The following is a 19,085-nucleotide window of genomic DNA, read 5'->3' as shown; positions in this document are numbered from 1 at the left end:
CCAGCCCTTTCATATTTCCCATGTCTCAGGCGGCTATAGCGCGGAGTGGTGAACAATGCTGTGTGAGAGGGGTATTCGGCCGATGTTGTAGCGGGCGGCAGGGTGCTCGGTGTCGGGGTATCCGAAGGAGATGCCGAACAGCAGTTTCATCTCAGGAGGCAATCCCAGCAGAGTGCGGGCCTGTTCTGCATACGAGCCCAGCATCGTCTGCGGCACACCGGAAAGCCCGTTGGCGACCAAAGACAGCAGGAAGGTTTGCGCGTACATCCCGATGTCGGCGGCGACGCGCACATTGTCCCCGACGCTCGGCGCGAACAGAAGTGCCACGTGCGGTGCGCCGAAGAACGACAAGTTGCGCCTGAGGCCATCTTGCCGCCGATCGGTATCGTCGCGAGGTATGCCGAGGGCCTGGTAATACGCCGCGCCCTGGGCACGGGCCCGCGCCTTATACGTAGCGTCATAATCGGCAACCGCGAAGGAGAAGTCCTTCGTATCGACCCCGGCGTCGTAGGCGGCGGTAATCAGCCGGCTGAACGTGTCTTTGGCCTCGTCGGACAGGATGTGCACCTGCCACGGCTGGGTATTGCAATTCGACGGCGCGTGCTGGGCGGCGTCCAAAACTTTCGTCATGACATCGCGGGGAACCGGTGTCGGCAGATACTGGCGCACCGACCGCCGTGTTTTGACGACGGTGTCGAAGTCGGCCATAAAAACACACTCCTTGGAACAGTTGGGATCGGATCGGCGAAGCTCATGTCCGAGGCCGAGATTCAGATGAATACCGCACGGTTGATGCGGACAGCTTGTTCGAGGGTCGACCGCAAGTCCCCATCGATTCGTTCGGCGATGACGGCTGCCGCCAAATCGCGGCGCGTCGGCAATCTCGCTGCCTCGGCCGCCGTCAGTGCGGTCGCCATCTCCTCGCTGGTGAGGTCGGTACAGTAGCTGGGGGCACCGGGCTGCTGGCGCCATGATTGCGTCAGGGTTCCGGCGTCGAATCCATCGAATCCGGTGTCTTCGACCAGTGTCATGCCCACCGCGCGTTCTCTCTCCTCATCGGCCGCGACCGGTATGGCGATACGTCCGCCGGTTCCCGCGGGCGTGCCCTTCCGGGCGAGTGAGTCGGCCCCTATGGCGTTCCATGCCTTGACGATCGAACGGCCGAGTTGTTCGGCAACCCATTGACTTTCGACCTGGCCGCCGTCGATGGCCTCGATCGCGGAATCGCGTGCCGGATAGTAATTCGAGGTGTCGATTACGATCGTCTCGGCGGGCACGGTGGCGATCAATGGTGCGATCCCGGGGAGCCGATTCAACGGGATGGACAAGATCACGACCTCGACATCCTGCACCGCGTCGGCAGCGGAGACCGCGTGCGCACCCGAGGCAAGCATGCCGGTATCGATGGTCTCCGGCCCTCGCGAGTTGGCCACCTTCACATCGTGTCCGGCCGCACTCAACTTCGAAGTCAGCGTTCTGCCGATAAATCCGGTACCGATAACACCTATCTGCATGCGGAAACTCCTACTGTCATTCACCATTTCATTCAACGCAGACGCTCGTGCTGCATGTCCGGTCAGGCTCGGCCTCCATGCGCATCCCGCGCTCCAGCCGGCATGCTGCACGCGCATGGCCTGCCGTCTTGCATCACACCCGGAGGTGAAACGGAGGTGTCGTCCGTATTTGAACAGCATAAAGCGGAGGGGGTATCCGGTCAAGCCGGCGCCGAAAGCTCTCCACCACCGCCCTTTCTCGGTCGAGCCGCCGGTCCGCCGCCGGTAGTGCGCTATCACATCAGGCGCTGGCTCGCGATGTGGCACCGAAGCGGGAGTCGTCCGATGGAGGCAGTGCTCGCGCGCCTGCGGATCTTCGGCCGAACTGAAACGTGGTCAGTGTTCGGCCGGGCGTGTGACTCGCGGGTCGAGGCCGGACTGCTCGGGAACGCCGAGGTGGTCGCGCAGCGTCGTCCGCCCGCCCGCCGTGAGGATCACCCGCTGCCCTTGTTTCGACGGCGGAATGGGCAGCGGTCCGTGGGAGGCCACGTACTCGCCTTGGAGGTTGATCGGCTGGAGCTTGGCCGGTCGATGAACCGGTCGGATTGCCGGTCCTTGATCCATGCGTCCCTCTGCCGGCTGCCCCAGAGGGCCTGGGCGATCTGGATCGTCTCGCGGGCTCGCCGGTACCGGTGGTCGCGTTCGGCGACCGCCTTACCGTAGTTCGCGGCCACGTGGGGATCGCTCGTAGTGACGGCGTTCCACCCGGCGCGGCCGTGGCTCATGATGTCGAGAGCTTTGAACTGCCAGGCGAGGTTGATTGAACGGCGCCTGAAACGTTGTGGAGCCAGTGGCCACTAGCCCGATCTGCTCGCGTGCCGCACGATGGCGTCTATGTCGGCGTAGTCGCGAGGATCGGTCTGCCGCGCCCGTCACGCGGCGGGTTGCCCGCCGTAGCCGTCGGCGATAGTTATTCCGAGAAACCTCCTTCTTTCTGTCATTTTTCCTCCAGATCGGGCCGCCGAGATGTCAATGTCTCTCGACCAACGCGCCACCGGCTACCGGTGGATCAGGGTAGGAGGAATAGCCGTTCGTTCGCCATCCGCCGCAGTCCCGCAGTGCTGCCGGATACCACCCGCACGGTATCGAAGTAGCAGTGGTGCCGTTGTTCCTGGACGAACACCAGCGCGGCGGTGAGGCAGGCGGTGAAATGGAACTGAATCCCCTGTAGCGTTGCGCACAGATGTACGTCCGGTTCGTCCGGCGCCGGCGAACTTACAACGGTGAACGCGGCTGCGACGCCGCCTGCCGTTCTACCACCCATCGCCATCACTCCGTTCGGAACACATCGAGAAGATCGGCCGTGCTGCGGCCTGAACCCTGTCGAGACCGGCACGGTCGTCGTGCCACCCCACGACCTTCCCAAAAGGCCGGCCAGGGCGGCATGGGGGAAACCCCTACGATGGCGCGCCGGCCTGGCTCGGGTGTCTCACCCTGGCTGCTGCCTCGGCTACCGCAGTCGTGCGTATGACTGCCGGTAACCTGGCGGTAACCTGGAAGAGTCGATAGGAAATGATGCGCTGAGGTCCGGATCACGCGGGTCCGCGACCGGCTCCGGTGTATCTGTTACTGAGAAGGTGCTGGCCACGATCGTTCCCCAGCGGGATAGTGCTCAGGTGTCGCGATGATCCCGAGCGTTACTGGAGAGGGTCCAGCTAAGAAGCTGGTCGGAAGAACATCCGAGCTGGCCGATATGGCGGACGCATTGGCTTGCACCCGGACAGGCTCCGCGCTGGCTGTGGCCATCGTGGGTGAGCCCGGTATCGGCAAGACCTGCCTGCTCGGCGCGCTGTGCAGGCAGGCGGGCTCGGCGCGTTTCGGGGTGTTGGCGGGGCGCGGGTCGGAGTTCGAGGCGGAGGTGCCTTTCGGCTTGGTGATTGATGCCCTCGACGAATACTTCGCGGGGCTGGAAGCCGAGGTCGTAGCAGACTTGGGACCGGGCCTCTACGCCGAACTCGCCGTGGTCCTGCCGTCTCTGGCGGGACGCGGTGATCGGCTTGCCGGCCGATCGGAAATCGCGCGGTTCGAGTTCTATCGTGCGGTTCGCGCCGTCTTCGAACGGATAGCCCGAACTCGGCCGCTGGTGCTGGCGCTCGACGATGTGCACTGGGCGGATCCTGCGTCCGTGGAATTGATCGGCTACCTGTTGCGCCGCCCGGTGCCGGGGATGCTGGTGGCGCTGAGCTATCGGCCACGACGAGCGCCACGGTTGTTGCTGACCGCGGTCGAGCAGGGTGTCCGCGACGGTGTGCTGCACGAACTCGGGCCGGCGCCGCTGACGGTCGCTGAGGCTGCCGAGTTGCTGGGGCAGCGACCGAATTCTGCCACGACCAGGTCATTGCATGCCGAGAGCGGTGGGAATCCTTTCTACCTCGAGCAGTTGGCGCGTATCTCGCACGGTAGGCCACCGCCGCCGATACCCCAGGAGCGGCTGACCAGTGAACATCGGTCCGATATTCCCGATGCCGTGCGGGCGGCCCTCGGTGAGGAGCTGGCGGTCTTGGGTTCCGATACCCGGGAAGTGCTCCAGGCTGCGGCTGTCGCAGGCGATCCGTTCAATGTCGAACTGGTCGCGCAGATCTCGGCCGCCGACCAGACCACAGTGCTGGAACACATCGATGCTCTCGCCGCCGCGGAACTGGTATGTACGACCGATGTGGCGGGCCGGCTGCGGTTCCGGCATCCGATCGTACGTCGCGTGGTGTACGACGGTGCGTCGCCGGGCTGGTTGTTCGGTGCCCACAGGCGGGCGGCGGACGCCCTGGAACGGTCCGGTGCACCGCTCGGCCTCCGGGCACATCATGTCGCGCATTCGGCTACCACCGGTGATAAGCAGGCAGTAGCAGTACTGACTGCCGCTGGGGAGGCAGCGGTTCGGGCCCCGGCGGCAGCTGCCGACTGGTTCGCGACCGCGCTGCGGCTTCTGCCGGAGAGCACCGAGTCCGAACGGCGCCTGCACTTGACCATCTCACTGGCCGATGCGCTCGCCGCCGCGGGACGTCTGCGCGACAGTCGTGCAGTGCTGGAAAGCGCGCTGAAATCTCTTCCCGCCGATTCCGCGGCCGTCCGAACGCGGATCATCGGCATGCTGATCCGAGCCGACCACGGTCTCGGACGCGCCGAGGAGGCCCGGAACCTCATCACCGCCGCCCTCGGGCGGGCACCTGCCGGCAGCGTCGACGCCGTGACACTGTCGTTGGATCTCGCCGAAAACCACTTGATGATGGCCCGGTGGGTGGAGGCGGTCCAGGTCACTACGGCAGCCCGCAGAGAAGCGAAGGCGCTCGGTGATCCCACCCTCGGGCTCGTCGCGACCGCGGCGGCTGCCTGGTTCCGCAGCCTGCAGGGCGCCGACTCCGCGACCCAGGACCTGATCGACGAAGCAGCTGTGGCGATTGATGCCCGTGACGTCGACCTCACACCGGCGCTGGTCGCTGCGCTCGCTGATCTGACCCTTGCGGAGCTGGCGATCGATCGCTTGCGCGAGGCCGATCGTCATGCCGAACGCGGTCTGCGAGTGTGCCGCACCGCCGGCCACGGGTACCTGCACGGTCGCTTCGCACTCGCTGCGGCCACGGCGAAACTGTTTCTGGGCCAATTGTCGGCGGCCCGATCGGCTGCAGAGACCGCGGTCGAAGTCGCGGTACTGCTGGACAACGACCAATTGCTCTCGGCGGCAGAAGGTATGCGGTGCTGGATCGAGACCGCCCGGGGTGATCTGCCCGAGGCTTTGGCGGCGGGGAATTCAGCGGTCCATGCGAGTGATCGCCGGCCGAACGCACTGTTCGCATGGGTTGCCCACGCATGTTACGGCGAAGCGCTCATCGAGGCAGGCGAGTTGGATCGCGGTAGTCATGAGATCCGGTCGATAGGAGGTCCCGGACTCGCTCACATTCCCCCCAGCACCCGCTCACTGTGGCAACGATCGCTGGTCACAGCGGAGCTGGCCGGGGGCCGGATCCATGCGGCTGAGGACGTAGCCCGGCATATGGACGATGCCGGGTCGGAACTGAACTCCAACAAAGGCAACGCAAATTACGCTTGGGCGCAGATCTATCTGGCAAGGCACGATTTCCGATCCGCCGCTTTGGCCGCGCACCGCGCCGTTCGGTGCTTCGAAGACGCGGAGATGCGGGTATGGGGTGGCCGCGCACGGTTGGTGGCAGGACGTGCACACGCCCTTGCCGATGATCGTGCTGCCGCGGTGACCGAACTGGAATTGGCGCACAGCATCCTGCACGATGCCGGGGCCGAACGGTGGCGTGACGAAGCAGCCAAAGAGCTACGGAGTATAGGGATCCGCGTGCGACGCCGGTCTCTCGCTGTCGAGCAGGCAGACCCGTCGATACTGAGCGATCGTGAGCAGGGTATCGCCGAGCGTGTTGCGCAAGGTTATACAAACCGCGAGATCGGCGCCGAGCTTTTCGTCAGCCCCAAGACCGTCGAGAAGCACCTTGCCCGGGTATTCACCAAATTGGGTATCACTTCTCGCGCCGGTGTGGCCGCAGCGCTGGCCCACCACCAGAAGGAGCCTCGTCAACACTGAACGCCGTGCGAAAATTGTCGGTGGCGCGAGGACGTCGGGATGCTGATCTGATCCGCGGTCTTCAGGCCAACAGCCGATGCCGCCAGTGCTATGCAATCCCCATCGAGCAGCCCTTGGGCGGGTCGACACGATGCTGCAGTGCCGGCGCCTCAGGCGATTTCTCTCCTCGGGTGATATGCCGGGTACTGTCCTCTACTTGAGATGCAGGACGAGTTGCCTGGTGAGCGCGTGGGCGTAGTGGTCGATTCCCCCTCCGGACACCAGTGCTAACCACAGCAAGCCCAGCGCTCACCTGAGCGCGGCGTTGTATCGGTTGGTATCGAATCTGTACTTCCAGTGCTTTGTACAGTTCCATCTTGTCCAGGGGGTCGCCCGCATCGAGTCGGGCGCGGATATCGCCGTGTGAATCGATGATCCCGGTGAGTTCGCGCGCGGTGACCTGGACCGGTCTCGGTATGGTGTCCAGCTCGACCTGGGCGGCGGCTCTGTCCGCCTGTGCCGCGTTCATCGCTGCGACCAGGCTGCTGGGATCGATGCCGGCCTCGATCGCCCGGGTGTACCGCTCCAGTTTCTGGTTCGCTTCCGCGATCCGTGCCTTGATGATGCTGCGTCGGAGATCGCTGTCGTCGGTGTTGTGCGCTTCGAGGAGGAATTCGAGGGTTTGTGCCCGCTGCTGCTTGCTGAACAGACCGGCAAGCCACCTGTTCAAAGGGTCGGCAAGGGTCGGTTCGCGCAGGTTCACGGTCTTGGGGTGCTCGGCCGATACGGGGCTGCCGGGTGCGAGGGTTTTCGAGTGGCACCGGTAGTAGACGCCGCCGCGGATGATGCCGGCCTGCATTTTGCGGCCGCAGATATCGCAGGTGATCAGCCCCCGCAGCAGGTAGGGGCGTGTCGTCGTTCTGGATCGGGTGTTCCGTGCGCGTTCACGGTTGCTGGCTCCGGCCCGGCTACGCCGGATCAGATGGGCTTCGGTGAAGGTCTCGACCGACACAATGGCCGGGTGCGCGGGCCGCTTCGACCGGATCACCCGATCGGCGGTTGCTCGGACGAATCGGATGGCGTAACCGGCCGCGACATCATCGGGGTCGATCAGTTCCTCTTTCTTGGCCCAGCGGCCGAACACCGCGTATCCGGTGTAGCGAGGGTTCTGCAGGATCGCGGTGGATCGCCAACGCTCGCGGTTCTAAAACCGCCGAAGGCGACACCCAGGTGTTGGAGAAGGCCGCCGGCCGCACCCACCTAGCGCTGTCGACACTGAAACTGCCCGGCACCCCGGCCAAGTGGTGGTGGCTCGACATGATTACCGCCCGCGAAAACACCCTGGCCACCGATCTCTACACCGCCACCGGTCTCGAACAGGGCGGTGCGGAATACGAACCGGAAGGGACCGCGCTGGGCATCGATTCGACCCGGACCGACCTCGCCCGCACCACCGGGATTCGGCTGGTGGTCACCGCCGCCTTGATCGCCGCGGATCAGGCCACCGACCCGGCCGCCGCCGTCGCCCGCGCATGTGCGGCGGTGGTGGCGCTGACCTACCTCGACCGGCACAGCGGCTGGTACAACGCTCACCGGCAGGAGTCCCCGGACTTGGCCGGGGAGATTCACGACGAACTGCGGCGCAATCGGGTGATCGTGGCCGCGAACCAGACCGTTCTTGCCGCCGCGTTCGATATTCCCGAGCTGCCGGGCGCGCCGATGTTCGCTCCCGACTTTCTGCAGGCGTGGAGTCACCGTGCTGGGTGGGATGAGCACACGTTCGTGGCGCAGTGAACGCTCCCGCTCCTCGCATCCGTGCCGGGATCGCCGATTGTGATCGCTGGCGTTCCTGGCATGCCGACTGCGAGGTCGAGCCTTCCTTCGCCTGCTTCGAGGAGGCAGATTTCGTCCGCCGGCAGCACGGCGGCCATGGGACGGGATGCGTGCGATTCGCCGCCGCGATCGCCTGGATCGACGGTCAGACCGACGACGACTACGAATAGCCCCGGGATAAGGAGATGGTCATGAGATGAGGTTCCCTCGCTTCCTTGGAGGTGAGGTTCCCCCGCTTCCTTGGAGGGCTCTGAGCATGGTCCGATAGGGCCAGGAAGGGAGCCCCGCGTAGCAGCACCGAAGAAATACCCGGACGAGTTGAAGGCTCGAGCGGTCCGGCTGTATCTGGAGTCGGACCCGAAACCGACGATTCGCAAACTCGCCCAGCAGTTGGGGGTCCATCATGAGGCGCTGCGGAACTGGATCCGCCAAGCCGATGCCGGGCAGCGACCGGAACCAGCAGACGCCGATCTGGCCGAGGAGAACAAGCGGCTGCGTAAGCAGGTGGCCGAGTTGGAGCGGGTGAACGACATTCTGCGGTCGGCGAGTGCGTATTTCGCCTCGGAGCTCGGCCAGACCCGGAGGTGATCGTGCGGTTCGTCAAGGACAGCCGGCACCCGGTCGAGCTCGTATTGCGGGTGCTCGGGATTGCCTCGTCGACCTATTACTGGTGGTGCAAACGCCTGGAACGGCCCTCGTCGCGGCAGATCGCCGACGAAGCCTTGCTGGCTGAGATCGTCGATATCCATACCAGCTCCGGCGGGACCTATGGGTCTCCGCGGGTGCATGCGATGCTGGCCCGTTGTGGGGGTGGGCTTCTGGATCGGAGTTCGGGTCGAACTGGTCGACGGGCGCAGTGTGCGAACCTCTGCACCGTCGACGGGGGTGGCTGTCGAGCGTCATGGTGAGGGGGTCAGGAGGTGCCTGCGTTGTAGAAAAATGAACAAACGTTTACTGTAGTAAACATGCGTTCACACTCCGATGATCGCACCGCCCGAGCCAGGATCAGGGACGAGGCGTTGCGGCTGTTCGCCGACCAAGGCGCCGATGCGGTGACTGTCCGGGCGGTCGCGTCGGCTGCGGATGTTTCTCCGGCGCTGGTGATCCGGCACTTCGGTGCGAAGGACGGTCTGCGTGCTGCGGTGGACGATCACGTGGCAGGCGTGTTCGAGTCCCTGCTCCAGCAGACGGTGCTCGCCGATGAGGTCGGTCCGTTCGCGCCCGGGGCGGTCCCGGCGCTGGCGGCGCAGGTCATCGGTCGGCTACCACCCGGTTCGCCGGTCCCCGCCTATCTCGGGCGCATGCTGCTGGAAGGCCGGTCCGCGGGTTCGGCGCTGTTCCGGCGCCTGTACACGGTCAGCCGCGACGTGCTGGCGGAAATGGCGGAGAAAGGGGTCGCCGACCCCGGCGAAGATCCGGCCGTTCGTGCCGCGTTTCTTCTGGTCAACGATCTCGCGGTGTTGATGCTGCGTCCGCATATCGGCGCCGTTGTCGGTGTCGATCTTGCGACGGAGCAGGGAATGCGGCGCTGGGGTGACGAGGTGTTGTCCATCTACCGGTCGGGGTTGGGAGGTTGCGCCATAGAGGAAGCCCGGTGAACGGCCGATCACGTCCCACACCCACCCACGAGCGAGGAACTCATGTCTGTCTCTACGACTCTTCCGACTCCGGTCGCCGACGCCCTGGTCGGTATAGCATCCCGAGCACTACGCATCCGATGGCTCATGCGCGCACCCGTGCGAATGTACCGGGCACGCCTGGGGTTCCTGTTCGGTTCTCGCATGCTGATGCTCGAACACACCGGACGGAAAACCGGCGCCCGCCGCTACGTCGTCCTCGAAGTCATCGACCACCCGGATCCGGACTCGTATGTGGTGGTGTCCGGTTTCGGAACTCGCGCCCAGTGGTTCCGCAATGTACAGGCCGATCCCGGGGTCCGGGTCTGGATCGGTGGCCGGCGGCCTGCGGAGGCGTACGCGAGCTTGCTGAACCCTGACGAGTCAGCGGCTTCGCTGCACGCCTACGTCACTCGGCACCCCCGTGCCTGGGCCACCATGAAACCGGCGATCGAAAGCACCCTTGGTGCGCCTATCGACGACCGTGGTACCGGGCTTCCGATGGTCCGCATCCGACTTACGCGAGAATAAGGGGACCAAGCGGCATATCACCCACCGTGCGGACAGGCGCTCCCGTGCGCGTACATCGGCGCCGCCCCGGGGTGCTTGTGACTGTTCGTTCGCTTCCGCGCTACGGCCCGGCGCGGTGGTCCTGCGTCTGGGTGCCTGGAGTTTCGGGGGAGGCGCAGCCGGGTAACGCGCCTGCACTGTCGCGACAAGTGCTCGGCGCGGCGCCCGGTCACGTTGCCGGGCCCCGGCGCGGTGGCGAGCAGATCGGTCCGGCCAAGAGGGAGGCGAGAGATCCCGCGACGGGCGGGACGCTGCTCAACGGTCTCTACGACGCCGAACTCGGGCCACGTTCCGGTGGTCGCCATCGTAGGCCTGAAACGCTGCCGCACTCGAGGAGCAACTCCTGCAACGCCTGGTCGAGCACCGTCGCCGACAGGCCACCACTCCCGCCCTACCTCAGTGAGAGCTGAAGCTGGAGACCAGTCGGCGCCGACGATACGCCGAACTGCTCCTCGGTCAGCTTCGTCCAGAATTGTGTGCGGTGTACAACCACCCTCGGGCAGGAATCCGCACGAGGTCGGTCTCATGCGGTCGAAGCGCCGCTTCGACGGCGGCCTTCGCTTTGCGTACGGCCGCCGCGTCGGCGCCCGCAACGAGCGAGCGTAGTTGGGCGTCGAACAGGAATTCGGTCGCATCGCGACAGTCTCGGCCGAGGACAGCCGGGGTCTCGAAACCGGTCACGGTGACGGCCGCGAAGCCCGCGGCGGTGAGTACGTCACAAACCCGATCGGGATCGGCGAAGTCGGTGACGCCGGGGTCGATATCGGCGAATCCGGGAGTCGGCAAATATTCGGCCGGCGCCGCGAAGATCGCGGCAACGGAATCGGCCGGCTCCCTGTGACAGGCGAACACGAGCCGGCCTCCTGGCCTCATAGCACTGGCAATGTTGGTGAACGCGCCGACTGGGTCGTCGAAGAACATCACCCCGGCGCGGCTTGTCACCGTGTCGAATCGCTCCTCGGTGAACGGGTAGACCTGTGCGTCGCCCTGCTCGAACGTGACGTTGGTGAGTTTCTCGGCTTCGGCGATCTGTTGTGCGCGGGCAAGCATCGGCTCCGAGAGATCGAGCCCGACTGCCTCGCCACGGTGGGCCATCCGGGCAGCGGTGCGGGTGGTCTGTCCGGTCCCGCAGCCGATATCGAGCACGCGGCTGTGTTCGCTGAGCGCGGCGGCTTCGAAGAGATGCTCGTCGTAGCCGCCGGCCATGGTGTCGTATCGGGCGTGGTGTTCGGCCCAGTGGTGTCCGTCGGCTCCGTTCCACACCTCGAACTGCTCGGTGTTTCTGATGTTCCCCACAGCGATTCTCCTTGTGCAACGTGGTCGTTCGCACCGACTGTGTCGCGTGGATCTGCCGAACCGGTGTCGGATGGCTGTCACCGATCCCGATCGCGAGCCTGGATAATCGTGGTGTGCGCATCGAGGTCCTGGGTCCGCTGCGGGTGGTCGCCGACGACCGAAGCATCGGTGTCGGCGGGGTGCGGTCGCGAGCGCTGCTGATCCGGCTGGCGCTGGATGCGGGCCGTGTGGTTTCCGCGCGGACGTTGATGGAATCGGTGTGGCCGGAAGATATTCCGGATCATCCGGATGCCGCTCTCCATTCGCTGGTGGCGAGGTTACGGCGGGCGCTGCCCGAATCGGCGATACTTCCTGCGGGGAAGGCAGGGTACCGGCTGGACGTTCCCGCCGAGATGGTCGACGCCGTACGTTTCGAGCGGCTGGCCGAGGAAGGGCGCCGCGCCCTGGGGGCCGGCTGCTACGGCGCAGCCCAGGAACTGCTCACCGAGGCGGTGGGGTTGTGGCGGGGCGAGCCGCTGGCTGATGTCGCTCATCTGCCGTTCGCGGCCGCGGTGGCCGCGCGGCTGAACGAACTGTGGTTGGCTGCCACCGAAGACCGGTTCGAGGCGATATTGAGCGGGTCGTTCCCGGAACGGGCCCTGGTTTCGGTGGAGCTGAATCAGCTGGTTACCGCCAATCCGCTGCGGGAGCGTTTGCGCGCCCTCCTCCTCCGTGCCTTGGTTGCGGACGGCAGGCAGACGGAGGCGCTGTCCGTATACGAGGACTATCGGGCCGTGCTCGCAACGCAATTGGGTACCGATCCCGGACCGGAACTGCGCGACCTGCACCTGCGAATACTGCGCGGAGACACGGAATGGTCGCACGTCCGCGGAAACTTGCGGGCGCCGTTGACAAGTTTCGTCGGCCGCGAAGCCGACCAGCGTCAGATCGGCCGACGGTTCCTGGACCATCGGCTGGTTACCTTGGTCGGGCCCGGCGGCGTGGGTAAAACCCGCCTCGCCACAATGACCGGCGCCGAGCTGGATATCCCGGTCTGGCTGGTGGAGCTCGCTCCGGTAACCCGTCCCGGCGAGGTACCCAGCGCGGTGGTGGCGGCCCTCGGCCTGCGGGATTCGGCGGATGCGATATCTCGTCTGGTCGACACGCTCGCGAACCGTGAGACAGTGGTCATCCTCGATGGCTGCGAGCACGTGGTCGGGGCGGCGGCACAGCTGGCAGCAGAGTTACTCGGCCGTTGCCCCCGGCTCCGAGTACTGGCCACCAGCCGCGAACCGCTCGGCATCACCGGCGAGGCATTGTTCGCGGTAGCGCCGCTGGAAGCGGTTTCCGCGGCGCAGCTGTTCTCCGACCGGGCGCGCGCCGTGCACCCCGATTTCGTGCCGAGCGACGATGTCGATCGGATCTGTCGCCGATTGGATTGCTTGCCGCTGGCCATCGAGATGGCCGCCGTTCGCCTGCGATCGATGTCGATCGAAACGCTCGCTGCCCGGCTGGACGACCGATTCCGGCTACTGACCGGCGGTAGCCGCACCGCTCCTCTCCGGCACCGGACACTGCGGGCGGTGGTGGAGTGGAGTTGGGACCTGCTGACCGACACCGAACGCGCCGCGGCGAACCGGGCAGCCGCCTTCCCCGGGAGCTTCTCCGGTGAGGCCGCCGAACACATCGGCCTCACCGCAGACATCCTGCATGCCCTGGTCGATAAATCGTTGCTGGAATATGCGGGGGGCCGATATCGAATGCTCGACACCGTCCGCGAGTTCGGTGTCGAACAGCTGGCGGCGACCGGCCGCCTGGCCGCCGCGCGCTCCGCCCATGCGCACTATTTCCTAGAGCTGGCCGAACAAGCAGAACCGCACTTGCGCGGTTCCGGACAACTCCCGTGGCTCGCCCGCCTCGATGCGGAGCGGGACAACATGAACGCGGCGATCGCGTTCGCCGTGGACGGCGAAGATACCGATACCGCCGTCCGATTGGGCGCCGCACTCGGTCAGTTCTGGACCGTTCACGGCGATCACGCGGAAGCAACCCGGAAACTGCGCGAGATCGTTGCGATGCCCGGCCATGCTGCGACCGAGGCACGACCGCGCGCGATCGCCGCCTACCTGCTCAACGCGACCTTCGCGGGCAGTCTCGCCGACGCCGCGGCCACCGTGGAACGCCCCGGCTCCGCGCATGATCCGACCGCTGGTTTCATCTGTGCCCTGCTCGCCCTCGCCACCGGCAACATCGATGAAGGATTGGCAACGCTGCAACCGCACTTGAAACACCCCGATCCGTGGACACGAGGGATGCTGTGGTTCACGCGTTCGCTGTTGCACGGGGCAGCGGGCCGGGCCGGCGCCGGCCGGCTGGATATCAACGCAGCGGTTGAGGGGTTCCGCGGTTGCGGTGAGAGATGGGCGTTATCGCTGTCGCTGATGTCGCTGGCGAGTGCGTTGATCACTGCCGGCGAAACCGTCGAGGGCCTGGCCGCGCTGGACGAGGCGGCGCTGGTCGCCCGCGAACTCGGTACCCACGACGGGCAGCAAGCCTGGCTGGCAATGGTTCGCATCGACGCCGGAGACGTCGATAACGCGCGCGAGCAATTGTCAGAGTTTCTCGCCCGGGGCACCGCTGCGCATGAGATCACCCTCGCGCGGATCTCCCTCGCCGACCTGGCGCGCCACAACGGCGACCACACCGAGGCGAAGCGGCACCTCGACTATGCCGCGGACGCCACCGATCCGCCCGAGCGCGCCTTGTACGCGGCCGGTGCGGGATATCTCGCCGTGGCTACCGGCGATTTCATCGCCGCCGCGCGCCATCTGCGCGAAGCGCGAGACATCGCCGTCGGCCTGCCCGATATGCCGATGGCGGCCCATGTGGCGGTCGGGATAGCCGACCTGGCCCACCGGCGCGGCGAGCCCGAGCGGGCCTCGAAGATTCTGGGCGTGGCCCACGCATTGCGGGGCGGCCCGAACTCCGGTAACCCCGACGTCGCGCGGTTGGCGAATGCCCTGCGCGGATACCGAGACCATTATGAGCGTGGATGCAGCCTCGACCCCGCGACCGCACTCGCCGAGGTCCAGGCGTATTGACCGCGCCCGCCGTCAGGGCTGCGCCGCCTTCTCCCGTTTCGCCACGTACTCGGCGCGACAGCCGCGGCAGCAGAATGCATACAGCTCACCGTCGATCTCGACGGTGGCGGTGTTGTCGTCCAACGGTACGAGCACTCCGCACATCGGATCCTTCAACGCCTTGCCCGTCTCGAGATCGTCCCGGTACGGATCGCTCAGCATCTCGACTAGGTCCGCTGACCTCACTGTCTTTCCGAGCATCCCGATGCTCCCTTCCGAGACACCGAGGACATGTACCTGCACCGTCGGACGCCGGTAGGGTAGCTCCCGGTCGGCGAACTCGTCGGAGACGATGCGTGTCGCGTAGGAGATCAACGTCTCGCTCATATCTTTGCGCCACGGCCCCGGAACATGAATTCGGACCAGGCAGTGCGGAGGGTCCTGCTCGGTGAGGGCATGCTCTCCGGCGACCCAGATCTGCGGCTCATGCACCACCACCTGGAACATCGACGCGAATACGGCCGCCGAACGAGGCGCCATCTCCTCTCCGCCGCTGCCGGGTTCACCCGCACCCAGTTCGTGGATCGTGCCCAGGCGCCGGGCTACCCGCTGCCGTTGTGCGGGGTCGAGCGCACCTTCGGACAAGAACAATTCGATGAACATCATCGTCGATCACCTCCCCCCGCAGCATTTCGAAGCAGCCTGCCGGATCGCTGTCGAACCGCTGTCATCGGCGATGGCTGGGCGGGGTTCTGCGTAGCGGATCTGCCCGGATCGGGATGCAGCGGTCGAGGAAGAGGCGTCCGATGGTATCAGTTGTCAGGTCGTGATGCCGGAAGTCAGTGCGTCGATGATCAGATCGAGTACCTGGGCGTACGCGGCGCCGAACTCTTCGGCGTGCATGACCAGTAGGAGTGCACTGCGAAGCGTGTCTACCACCACCCAGGGGTCATCCCCGGCGATTTCACCGATGCACTTGTTTGGCCGCGATGAATTTCGGCAAGCTCGGCCATGCCGTTGTTGCCTGCGGCGGCAACCGCTTCCGGAGTCAGTTTGCGTTGCAGCAGAGCCATCTCGTCCGGGTGCGACATCAATCTGCGATACAGCGGATCTTCGTCCTGCGCATCTACCACTTGCCTGTGGGTAGCGGCGCAACGCATCGACGGTGTCGTGTCCCTGGTGCAACCCCTTGTCGATGGTTACCTCGCGTACGCACTGCTCTGGTCCATCTCCGCCCTGGCCATCGCCGTCACCGTCGGCTTCAGCTCCACCGAACAAGGTGTGGTGAGGAACAGACGAAACTCCCCGCGCAGGGGCGGCTCGGGCTCACGCCTACGCCCGGCGCTGGAGAACGTTTCAGCTGAGCCGGGCATGGTAGGTCGCCATTTCTCGATGCTCGGATCTGGGAAGGGCGTTGATGGTTGCCAGGCCGGCGAGGTGGTGGGTTTCGCCAGTGCGCAGAACGATGGTGTGCTGTTGCCGGGCGTCGGCGAGGTCGACATGCGTTGTGGGTCCGGTTTCGGCCTGAGGTGCGTCGAGTGCGATCGAGACGTGATGGGTGCCGGGGGCGAGTTGTATCCACATCCGTGTCCAGCTGGCGGAGATGGCAACACCGTCGATGGCGACACGAGGCGGCGGTATCCAAGGACGCCCGCCGGGTACCTCGGCTTCGCCGATGCGGATGACGCGCCAACGCTGCAGCGGGTTCAGTCGCCGCCCTTTGCGTCCGGCGGCAGTGGCCGATTCTTCGAGGGTGTGGGCGGTCAATTCGTAGCGGAGGTGCAGGCAGAGCGCGGACCATCCTGGTGCGGGACGAGGAGTTACGGGCTCGTCGTAATCGATGACGTGCACATCCGGCCGAGTCGATGGGCCCGGAGGATCGGCTGCCGGTGGCGGAGCGGGTGACCGGAGGGCATCGGCAACCGCGCCGGCGACGAGTACCAGACCACCGCAAACACCCGATACGATCGCACCATAGGTGATGAGCGTTCCGGTCGAGACCAGGTCCTCGAGCGGGGAGTCCAGTAGTTCCGCGGTGATACCGAGCAGGGCCAGCACCGCAACGCAGGCCAGGACCGCCCGCACCACCGCGGTGACCCGACGGTCCGCGGCGGTGAATTTCGCCGGCGGGGAGGTGCCGAACCACACGCCCTCGTACAAGTCCGCGTCCGGCTCCCGGAACCGGTGCGCTCCATTGCCGAGAACGCTGGAGAAGTACAGGGTGACGGTCTCGCCTTCTACGAGGTCGAGGCGGCGATAGCAGCGCGAGTGGCTGCCGGCCACTGCAACGAGGTGCTCCCCGGCCGCGATGGCGATCCGGGTGATGCCCCATCCCCACGACGCGGGGTACCCATCGACGTAAACCACCGGCACGTTGGGCCGGGATACCTGCAGATCGACGCGCTGCGCCCGCGACGGATAGGAACTGTATCCCGTGTGCACCACCAGCGTCGCGGTGCCCGGATCCGCGGGAGCCGCCAGTAGCTGCCGAGGCCACGCTGCGGCGTGAACGGGCACGCGCGCGGACGGGTGTGGCCGTACATGCCAATCGCGGAACGGTGGAAATGGCTTGTGGGTCACCAGTCGCCGCAGCACAGGAATTCGTGTCCGGACCAGCATGGCCGTCACGTACACGGTGCTGGTTGCCAGGACAATCAGAGCCATCGGGGTGTTCACGTGCCGGTGTCCAGTAGGCCTGGAGCCGTGGAGAACGCCTGTGACACGGTGGACTCGCACAACTGCGTGCGTAGCACGGTTGATTTTCGCAGGATTCACCCGATTGTTGGACCATACCCAATCCGCGCCGGATCGGGTGCCGACCAGGCTTCCCGGCACGCCAGCTCCGAGCCTGCCCCACCGGGCGGTTGGGCGCAACCCGAACGCCCTGGTGGCCGCAGGAGTGTGGCACCGGTGTTCGCTGGATTGGGTTGGTAGTGCTTGATTACCGGTCTCGGCTGTATTGGTGATTTCACCGTTCGCGGACGACTCATTCATCGCCGTCTCGGCGCGTATCTCCATCAGGGGGAGGGATTTACATACCGACGGACCACTGCCTATTGTACCGTTAGATGACGGCATAATCTCTGCGCTCGAACTCCTGATTCATCTTTGGGGTGCGGCCGGTGTCGCTACGACGGAAGTAGGTGGGTATGTCTCCCAACGCAATTGGTTTCGCACTGTTGTTGCTGGGTGTGCTGATGTTGATTGCCAAGATCGTCAGGGTCAAGTGGCGATTGGCGCAGAAGTTGTTCATTCCCAGTTCGATCATCGGCGGGGCGCTGGCGCTGCTGATCGGGCCGGATGTGTTCGGCCGGATCGCAGGGTTGTTCGGGACCGACCGGTTCGCCGAGTCGGGGTTGCTGACTCCGGAGATCATCGAAGTCTGGAAGACGCTTCCGGGTCTGTTGATTTCGCTGGTTTTCGCCGGGTTGTTGATGGGGCACAAGCTGCCGTCGCCGCGGGAAGCGTTCCGGGTGGCCGGTCCGCAGATCACCTTCGGTATGACGGTGGCCAGTGGCCAGTACGTGTTCGGTCTGCTGCTGGCGATTCTGGTGCTCGGTCCGGTGTTCGGGCTGCCGGCGATGGCGGGCACGCTGATCGAGATCGGGTTCGAGGGCGGGCACGGCACTGCCGCGGGTATGGCCGGCACGTTCGAGGAATTCGGTTTCCCCGAGGGGCAGGACTTGGCGCTGGGTCTGGCAACAGTGGGCGTTCTGTCCGGCATCATCTGCGGGATCGCGTTGATCAACTGGGGTGTGCGCACCGGTAAGACCACCGAATTGCGTGCTGACGCGCAGCCTTCGGTGGCTGAGCGTGCAGGTCTGGTGGAGAAGGAGCGGCGTCGTTCCGCGGGCACGCTGACAGTGAATCCCTCGTCGATCGAGCCGCTGACCCTGCATTTCGGGTTGCTGGCGGTGGCGGTGCTGATCGGGTGGTTGATGCTGACCGGGCTGCAGTGGGTGGAGTCCAAACTGTGGGCCGAGAGCTTCGAACTGTTTGCGCACGTGCCGCTGTTCCCGATCGCGATGATCGGCGGGATCATCGTGCAGGGGTTGATCCAGGCGTTCGACCGCGAGGAGATCGTGGATGTGCAGATGATCGAACGCTTGCAGGGCTTCAGCCTCGACGTGCTGGTCATCGCCGCGCTGGGCACCTTGTCGCTGACGGCGATCGCGGCGAATATGGGTCCGTTCATCCTGCTGTCGGTCACCGGACTGGTATGGACGGCCGGTGCGTTCATTTTCCTGGCGCGCCGGATGCTGCCGGACTTCTGGTTCGAACGCGGCATCGCCGATGTGGGCCAGGCCATGGGTGTGACCTCCACCGGTCTGATCCTGCTGCGGGTGGTCGACCCCGACCTGAAAACCCCCGCGTATCAGGCATTCGGATACAAACAGCTGATCATGGAACCGTTCTTCGGAGGCGGCCTCGTCACCGCCGGCGCTATTCCCATCATCGCCAACTTCGGGGTCGGCTGGCTGCTCGCCGGAATGCTCGCCCTGTTCGTCGGCGCGCTCGCCGCCGGGCTGCTGTACTTCGGCCGGCGACCGGTTGCCGCTGCTGCCGCGGAACCGGCACCGGTGACATCCTGACCAACGGGATCTGATCTGCCCCGGCGTGAGACTCGCGCCGG

Annotated in this window: 20 protein-coding genes; 9 read left to right on the top strand and 11 right to left on the bottom strand. The window is 65.6% G+C overall.

The genetic code is table 11. The annotated features are described in order from the left end of the window. Window positions 1–33: 33 nt before the first annotated feature. The 5 genes from ACQEVO_RS15195 to ACQEVO_RS15175 all read right to left on the bottom strand — a co-directional run bounded on the left by ACQEVO_RS15195 (window position 34) and on the right by ACQEVO_RS15175 (window position 2,817). The gene (locus ACQEVO_RS15195; RefSeq protein ID WP_432913442.1) at window positions 34–708 is read right to left on the bottom strand and encodes a nitroreductase; all 675 of its coding nucleotides are present in this window, start codon (window positions 706–708) and stop codon (window positions 34–36) included. Window positions 709–770: 62 nt separating this feature from the next. Continuing rightward, window positions 771–1,718, bottom strand: coding sequence for an NADPH-dependent F420 reductase (locus ACQEVO_RS15190; protein WP_432913440.1), 948 nt, complete (start codon window positions 1,716–1,718; stop codon window positions 771–773). A 171-nt stretch (window positions 1,719–1,889) separates the two neighbouring features. After that, on the bottom strand, window positions 1,890–2,042 hold the full coding sequence (locus ACQEVO_RS15185; RefSeq protein WP_432923394.1) for a hypothetical protein: 153 nt from the start codon (window positions 2,040–2,042) through the stop codon (window positions 1,890–1,892). Then, window positions 1,988–2,278: an LLM class flavin-dependent oxidoreductase gene (locus tag ACQEVO_RS15180; protein ID WP_432913438.1), complete on the bottom strand. Its 291-nt coding sequence runs from the start codon at window positions 2,276–2,278 to the stop codon at window positions 1,988–1,990. Before ACQEVO_RS15180 ends, ACQEVO_RS15185 begins: the two co-directional genes overlap by 55 nt. Window positions 2,279–2,562: 284 nt before the next feature. Further along, a complete protein-coding gene (locus ACQEVO_RS15175) occupies window positions 2,563–2,817 on the bottom strand; it encodes a hypothetical protein (protein WP_432913436.1) in 255 nt (84 codons plus the stop codon). Window positions 2,818–3,177: 360 nt separating this feature from the next. Here ACQEVO_RS15175 and ACQEVO_RS15170 point away from each other — a divergent pair, with 360 nt between their 5' ends. Beyond that, entirely contained in the window at window positions 3,178–6,099 is a 2,922-nt protein-coding gene (locus tag ACQEVO_RS15170; RefSeq protein WP_432913434.1) for a helix-turn-helix transcriptional regulator, read from the top strand. Window positions 6,100–6,187: 88 nt separating this feature from the next. Here ACQEVO_RS15170 and ACQEVO_RS15165 read toward each other — a convergent pair whose 3' ends face one another. Further along, a complete protein-coding gene (locus tag ACQEVO_RS15165; protein ID WP_432922705.1) occupies window positions 6,188–7,252 on the bottom strand; it encodes a hypothetical protein in 1,065 nt (354 codons plus the stop codon). A gap of 56 nt (window positions 7,253–7,308) precedes the next feature. Here ACQEVO_RS15165 and ACQEVO_RS15160 point away from each other — a divergent pair, with 56 nt between their 5' ends. The 6 genes from ACQEVO_RS15160 (at window position 7,309) to ACQEVO_RS15135 (ending at window position 10,058) form a co-directional block, all read left to right on the top strand. Further along, complete coding sequence (locus ACQEVO_RS15160; RefSeq protein ID WP_432913432.1) at window positions 7,309–7,872, top strand: hypothetical protein; 564 nt, start codon at window positions 7,309–7,311, stop codon at window positions 7,870–7,872. Beyond that, complete coding sequence (locus ACQEVO_RS15155; protein WP_432913430.1) at window positions 7,869–8,081, top strand: hypothetical protein; 213 nt, start codon at window positions 7,869–7,871, stop codon at window positions 8,079–8,081. Before ACQEVO_RS15160 ends, ACQEVO_RS15155 begins: the two co-directional genes overlap by 4 nt. Before the next feature lie 70 nt (window positions 8,082–8,151). Next, window positions 8,152–8,499 (top strand): transposase, encoded by a 348-nt coding sequence (locus ACQEVO_RS15150; RefSeq protein ID WP_432913428.1) that lies wholly within the window; start codon window positions 8,152–8,154, stop codon window positions 8,497–8,499. Next, a complete protein-coding gene (locus tag ACQEVO_RS15145) occupies window positions 8,496–8,819 on the top strand; it encodes an IS3 family transposase (RefSeq protein ID WP_432913426.1) in 324 nt (107 codons plus the stop codon). Before ACQEVO_RS15150 ends, ACQEVO_RS15145 begins: the two co-directional genes overlap by 4 nt. A gap of 57 nt (window positions 8,820–8,876) precedes the next feature. Next, window positions 8,877–9,509: a TetR/AcrR family transcriptional regulator gene (locus ACQEVO_RS15140; RefSeq protein WP_432913424.1), complete on the top strand. Its 633-nt coding sequence runs from the start codon at window positions 8,877–8,879 to the stop codon at window positions 9,507–9,509. Window positions 9,510–9,551: 42 nt separating this feature from the next. Then, window positions 9,552–10,058 (top strand): nitroreductase family deazaflavin-dependent oxidoreductase, encoded by a 507-nt coding sequence (locus ACQEVO_RS15135; RefSeq protein ID WP_432913422.1) that lies wholly within the window; start codon window positions 9,552–9,554, stop codon window positions 10,056–10,058. A 495-nt stretch (window positions 10,059–10,553) separates the two neighbouring features. Here the strand turns inward: ACQEVO_RS15135 and ACQEVO_RS15130 are convergent, their stop codons facing one another. Continuing rightward, window positions 10,554–11,393 (bottom strand): class I SAM-dependent methyltransferase, encoded by an 840-nt coding sequence (locus tag ACQEVO_RS15130; protein ID WP_432913420.1) that lies wholly within the window; start codon window positions 11,391–11,393, stop codon window positions 10,554–10,556. A gap of 113 nt (window positions 11,394–11,506) precedes the next feature. Between ACQEVO_RS15130 and ACQEVO_RS15125 the strand changes: the two genes are divergently transcribed. Next, a complete protein-coding gene (locus tag ACQEVO_RS15125) occupies window positions 11,507–14,473 on the top strand; it encodes a BTAD domain-containing putative transcriptional regulator (RefSeq protein ID WP_432913418.1) in 2,967 nt (988 codons plus the stop codon). A 12-nt stretch (window positions 14,474–14,485) separates the two neighbouring features. On the opposite strand, the gene ACQEVO_RS15120 is transcribed toward ACQEVO_RS15125, so the two are convergent. The 4 genes from ACQEVO_RS15120 to ACQEVO_RS15105 form a co-directional block, all read right to left on the bottom strand. After that, entirely contained in the window at window positions 14,486–15,118 is a 633-nt protein-coding gene (locus tag ACQEVO_RS15120; RefSeq protein ID WP_432913416.1) for a hypothetical protein, read from the bottom strand. Between the two features lie 153 nt (window positions 15,119–15,271). After that, on the bottom strand, window positions 15,272–15,394 hold the full coding sequence (locus ACQEVO_RS15115; protein ID WP_432913415.1) for a hypothetical protein: 123 nt from the start codon (window positions 15,392–15,394) through the stop codon (window positions 15,272–15,274). Then, on the bottom strand, window positions 15,385–15,585 hold the full coding sequence (locus tag ACQEVO_RS15110; RefSeq protein WP_432913413.1) for a hypothetical protein: 201 nt from the start codon (window positions 15,583–15,585) through the stop codon (window positions 15,385–15,387). The genes ACQEVO_RS15115 and ACQEVO_RS15110 overlap by 10 nt, the downstream gene beginning before the upstream one ends. Window positions 15,586–15,808: 223 nt before the next feature. Beyond that, window positions 15,809–17,116 carry a hypothetical protein gene (locus tag ACQEVO_RS15105; protein ID WP_432913411.1) on the bottom strand — a complete coding sequence of 436 codons (1,308 nt, stop codon included), beginning with the start codon at window positions 17,114–17,116 and terminating at the stop codon, window positions 15,809–15,811. Between the two features lie 485 nt (window positions 17,117–17,601). Between ACQEVO_RS15105 and ACQEVO_RS15100 the strand changes: the two genes are divergently transcribed. Continuing rightward, window positions 17,602–19,044 (top strand): sodium/glutamate symporter, encoded by a 1,443-nt coding sequence (locus tag ACQEVO_RS15100; RefSeq protein WP_432913409.1) that lies wholly within the window; start codon window positions 17,602–17,604, stop codon window positions 19,042–19,044. Window positions 19,045–19,085: the final 41 nt, after the last annotated feature.

This window comes from Nocardia sp. CA-290969 (assembly GCF_050936135.1).
GTDB lineage: Bacteria > Actinomycetota > Actinomycetes > Mycobacteriales > Mycobacteriaceae > Nocardia.
This window is presented reverse-complemented; position numbering and strand designations above follow the sequence as displayed.

Excerpts from the sequence above, each read along its gene's own strand:
- ACQEVO_RS15100 (WP_432913409.1), top strand. The coding sequence starts at position 17,602 with ATGTCTCCCAACGCAATTGGTTTCGCACTGTTGTTGCTGGGTGTGCTG.
- ACQEVO_RS15135 (WP_432913422.1), top strand. The coding sequence starts at position 9,552 with ATGTCTGTCTCTACGACTCTTCCGACTCCGGTCGCCGACGCCCTGGTC.
- ACQEVO_RS15195 (WP_432913442.1), bottom strand. The coding sequence starts at position 708 with ATGGCCGACTTCGACACCGTCGTCAAAACACGGCGGTCGGTGCGCCAG.
- ACQEVO_RS15105 (WP_432913411.1), bottom strand. The coding sequence starts at position 17,116 with ATGGCTCTGATTGTCCTGGCAACCAGCACCGTGTACGTGACGGCCATG.
- ACQEVO_RS15170 (WP_432913434.1), top strand. The coding sequence starts at position 3,178 with ATGATCCCGAGCGTTACTGGAGAGGGTCCAGCTAAGAAGCTGGTCGGA.
- ACQEVO_RS15120 (WP_432913416.1), bottom strand. The coding sequence starts at position 15,118 with ATGATGTTCATCGAATTGTTCTTGTCCGAAGGTGCGCTCGACCCCGCA.
- ACQEVO_RS15175 (WP_432913436.1), bottom strand. The coding sequence starts at position 2,817 with ATGGGTGGTAGAACGGCAGGCGGCGTCGCAGCCGCGTTCACCGTTGTA.
- ACQEVO_RS15180 (WP_432913438.1), bottom strand. The coding sequence starts at position 2,278 with ATGAGCCACGGCCGCGCCGGGTGGAACGCCGTCACTACGAGCGATCCC.
- ACQEVO_RS15140 (WP_432913424.1), top strand. The coding sequence starts at position 8,877 with ATGCGTTCACACTCCGATGATCGCACCGCCCGAGCCAGGATCAGGGAC.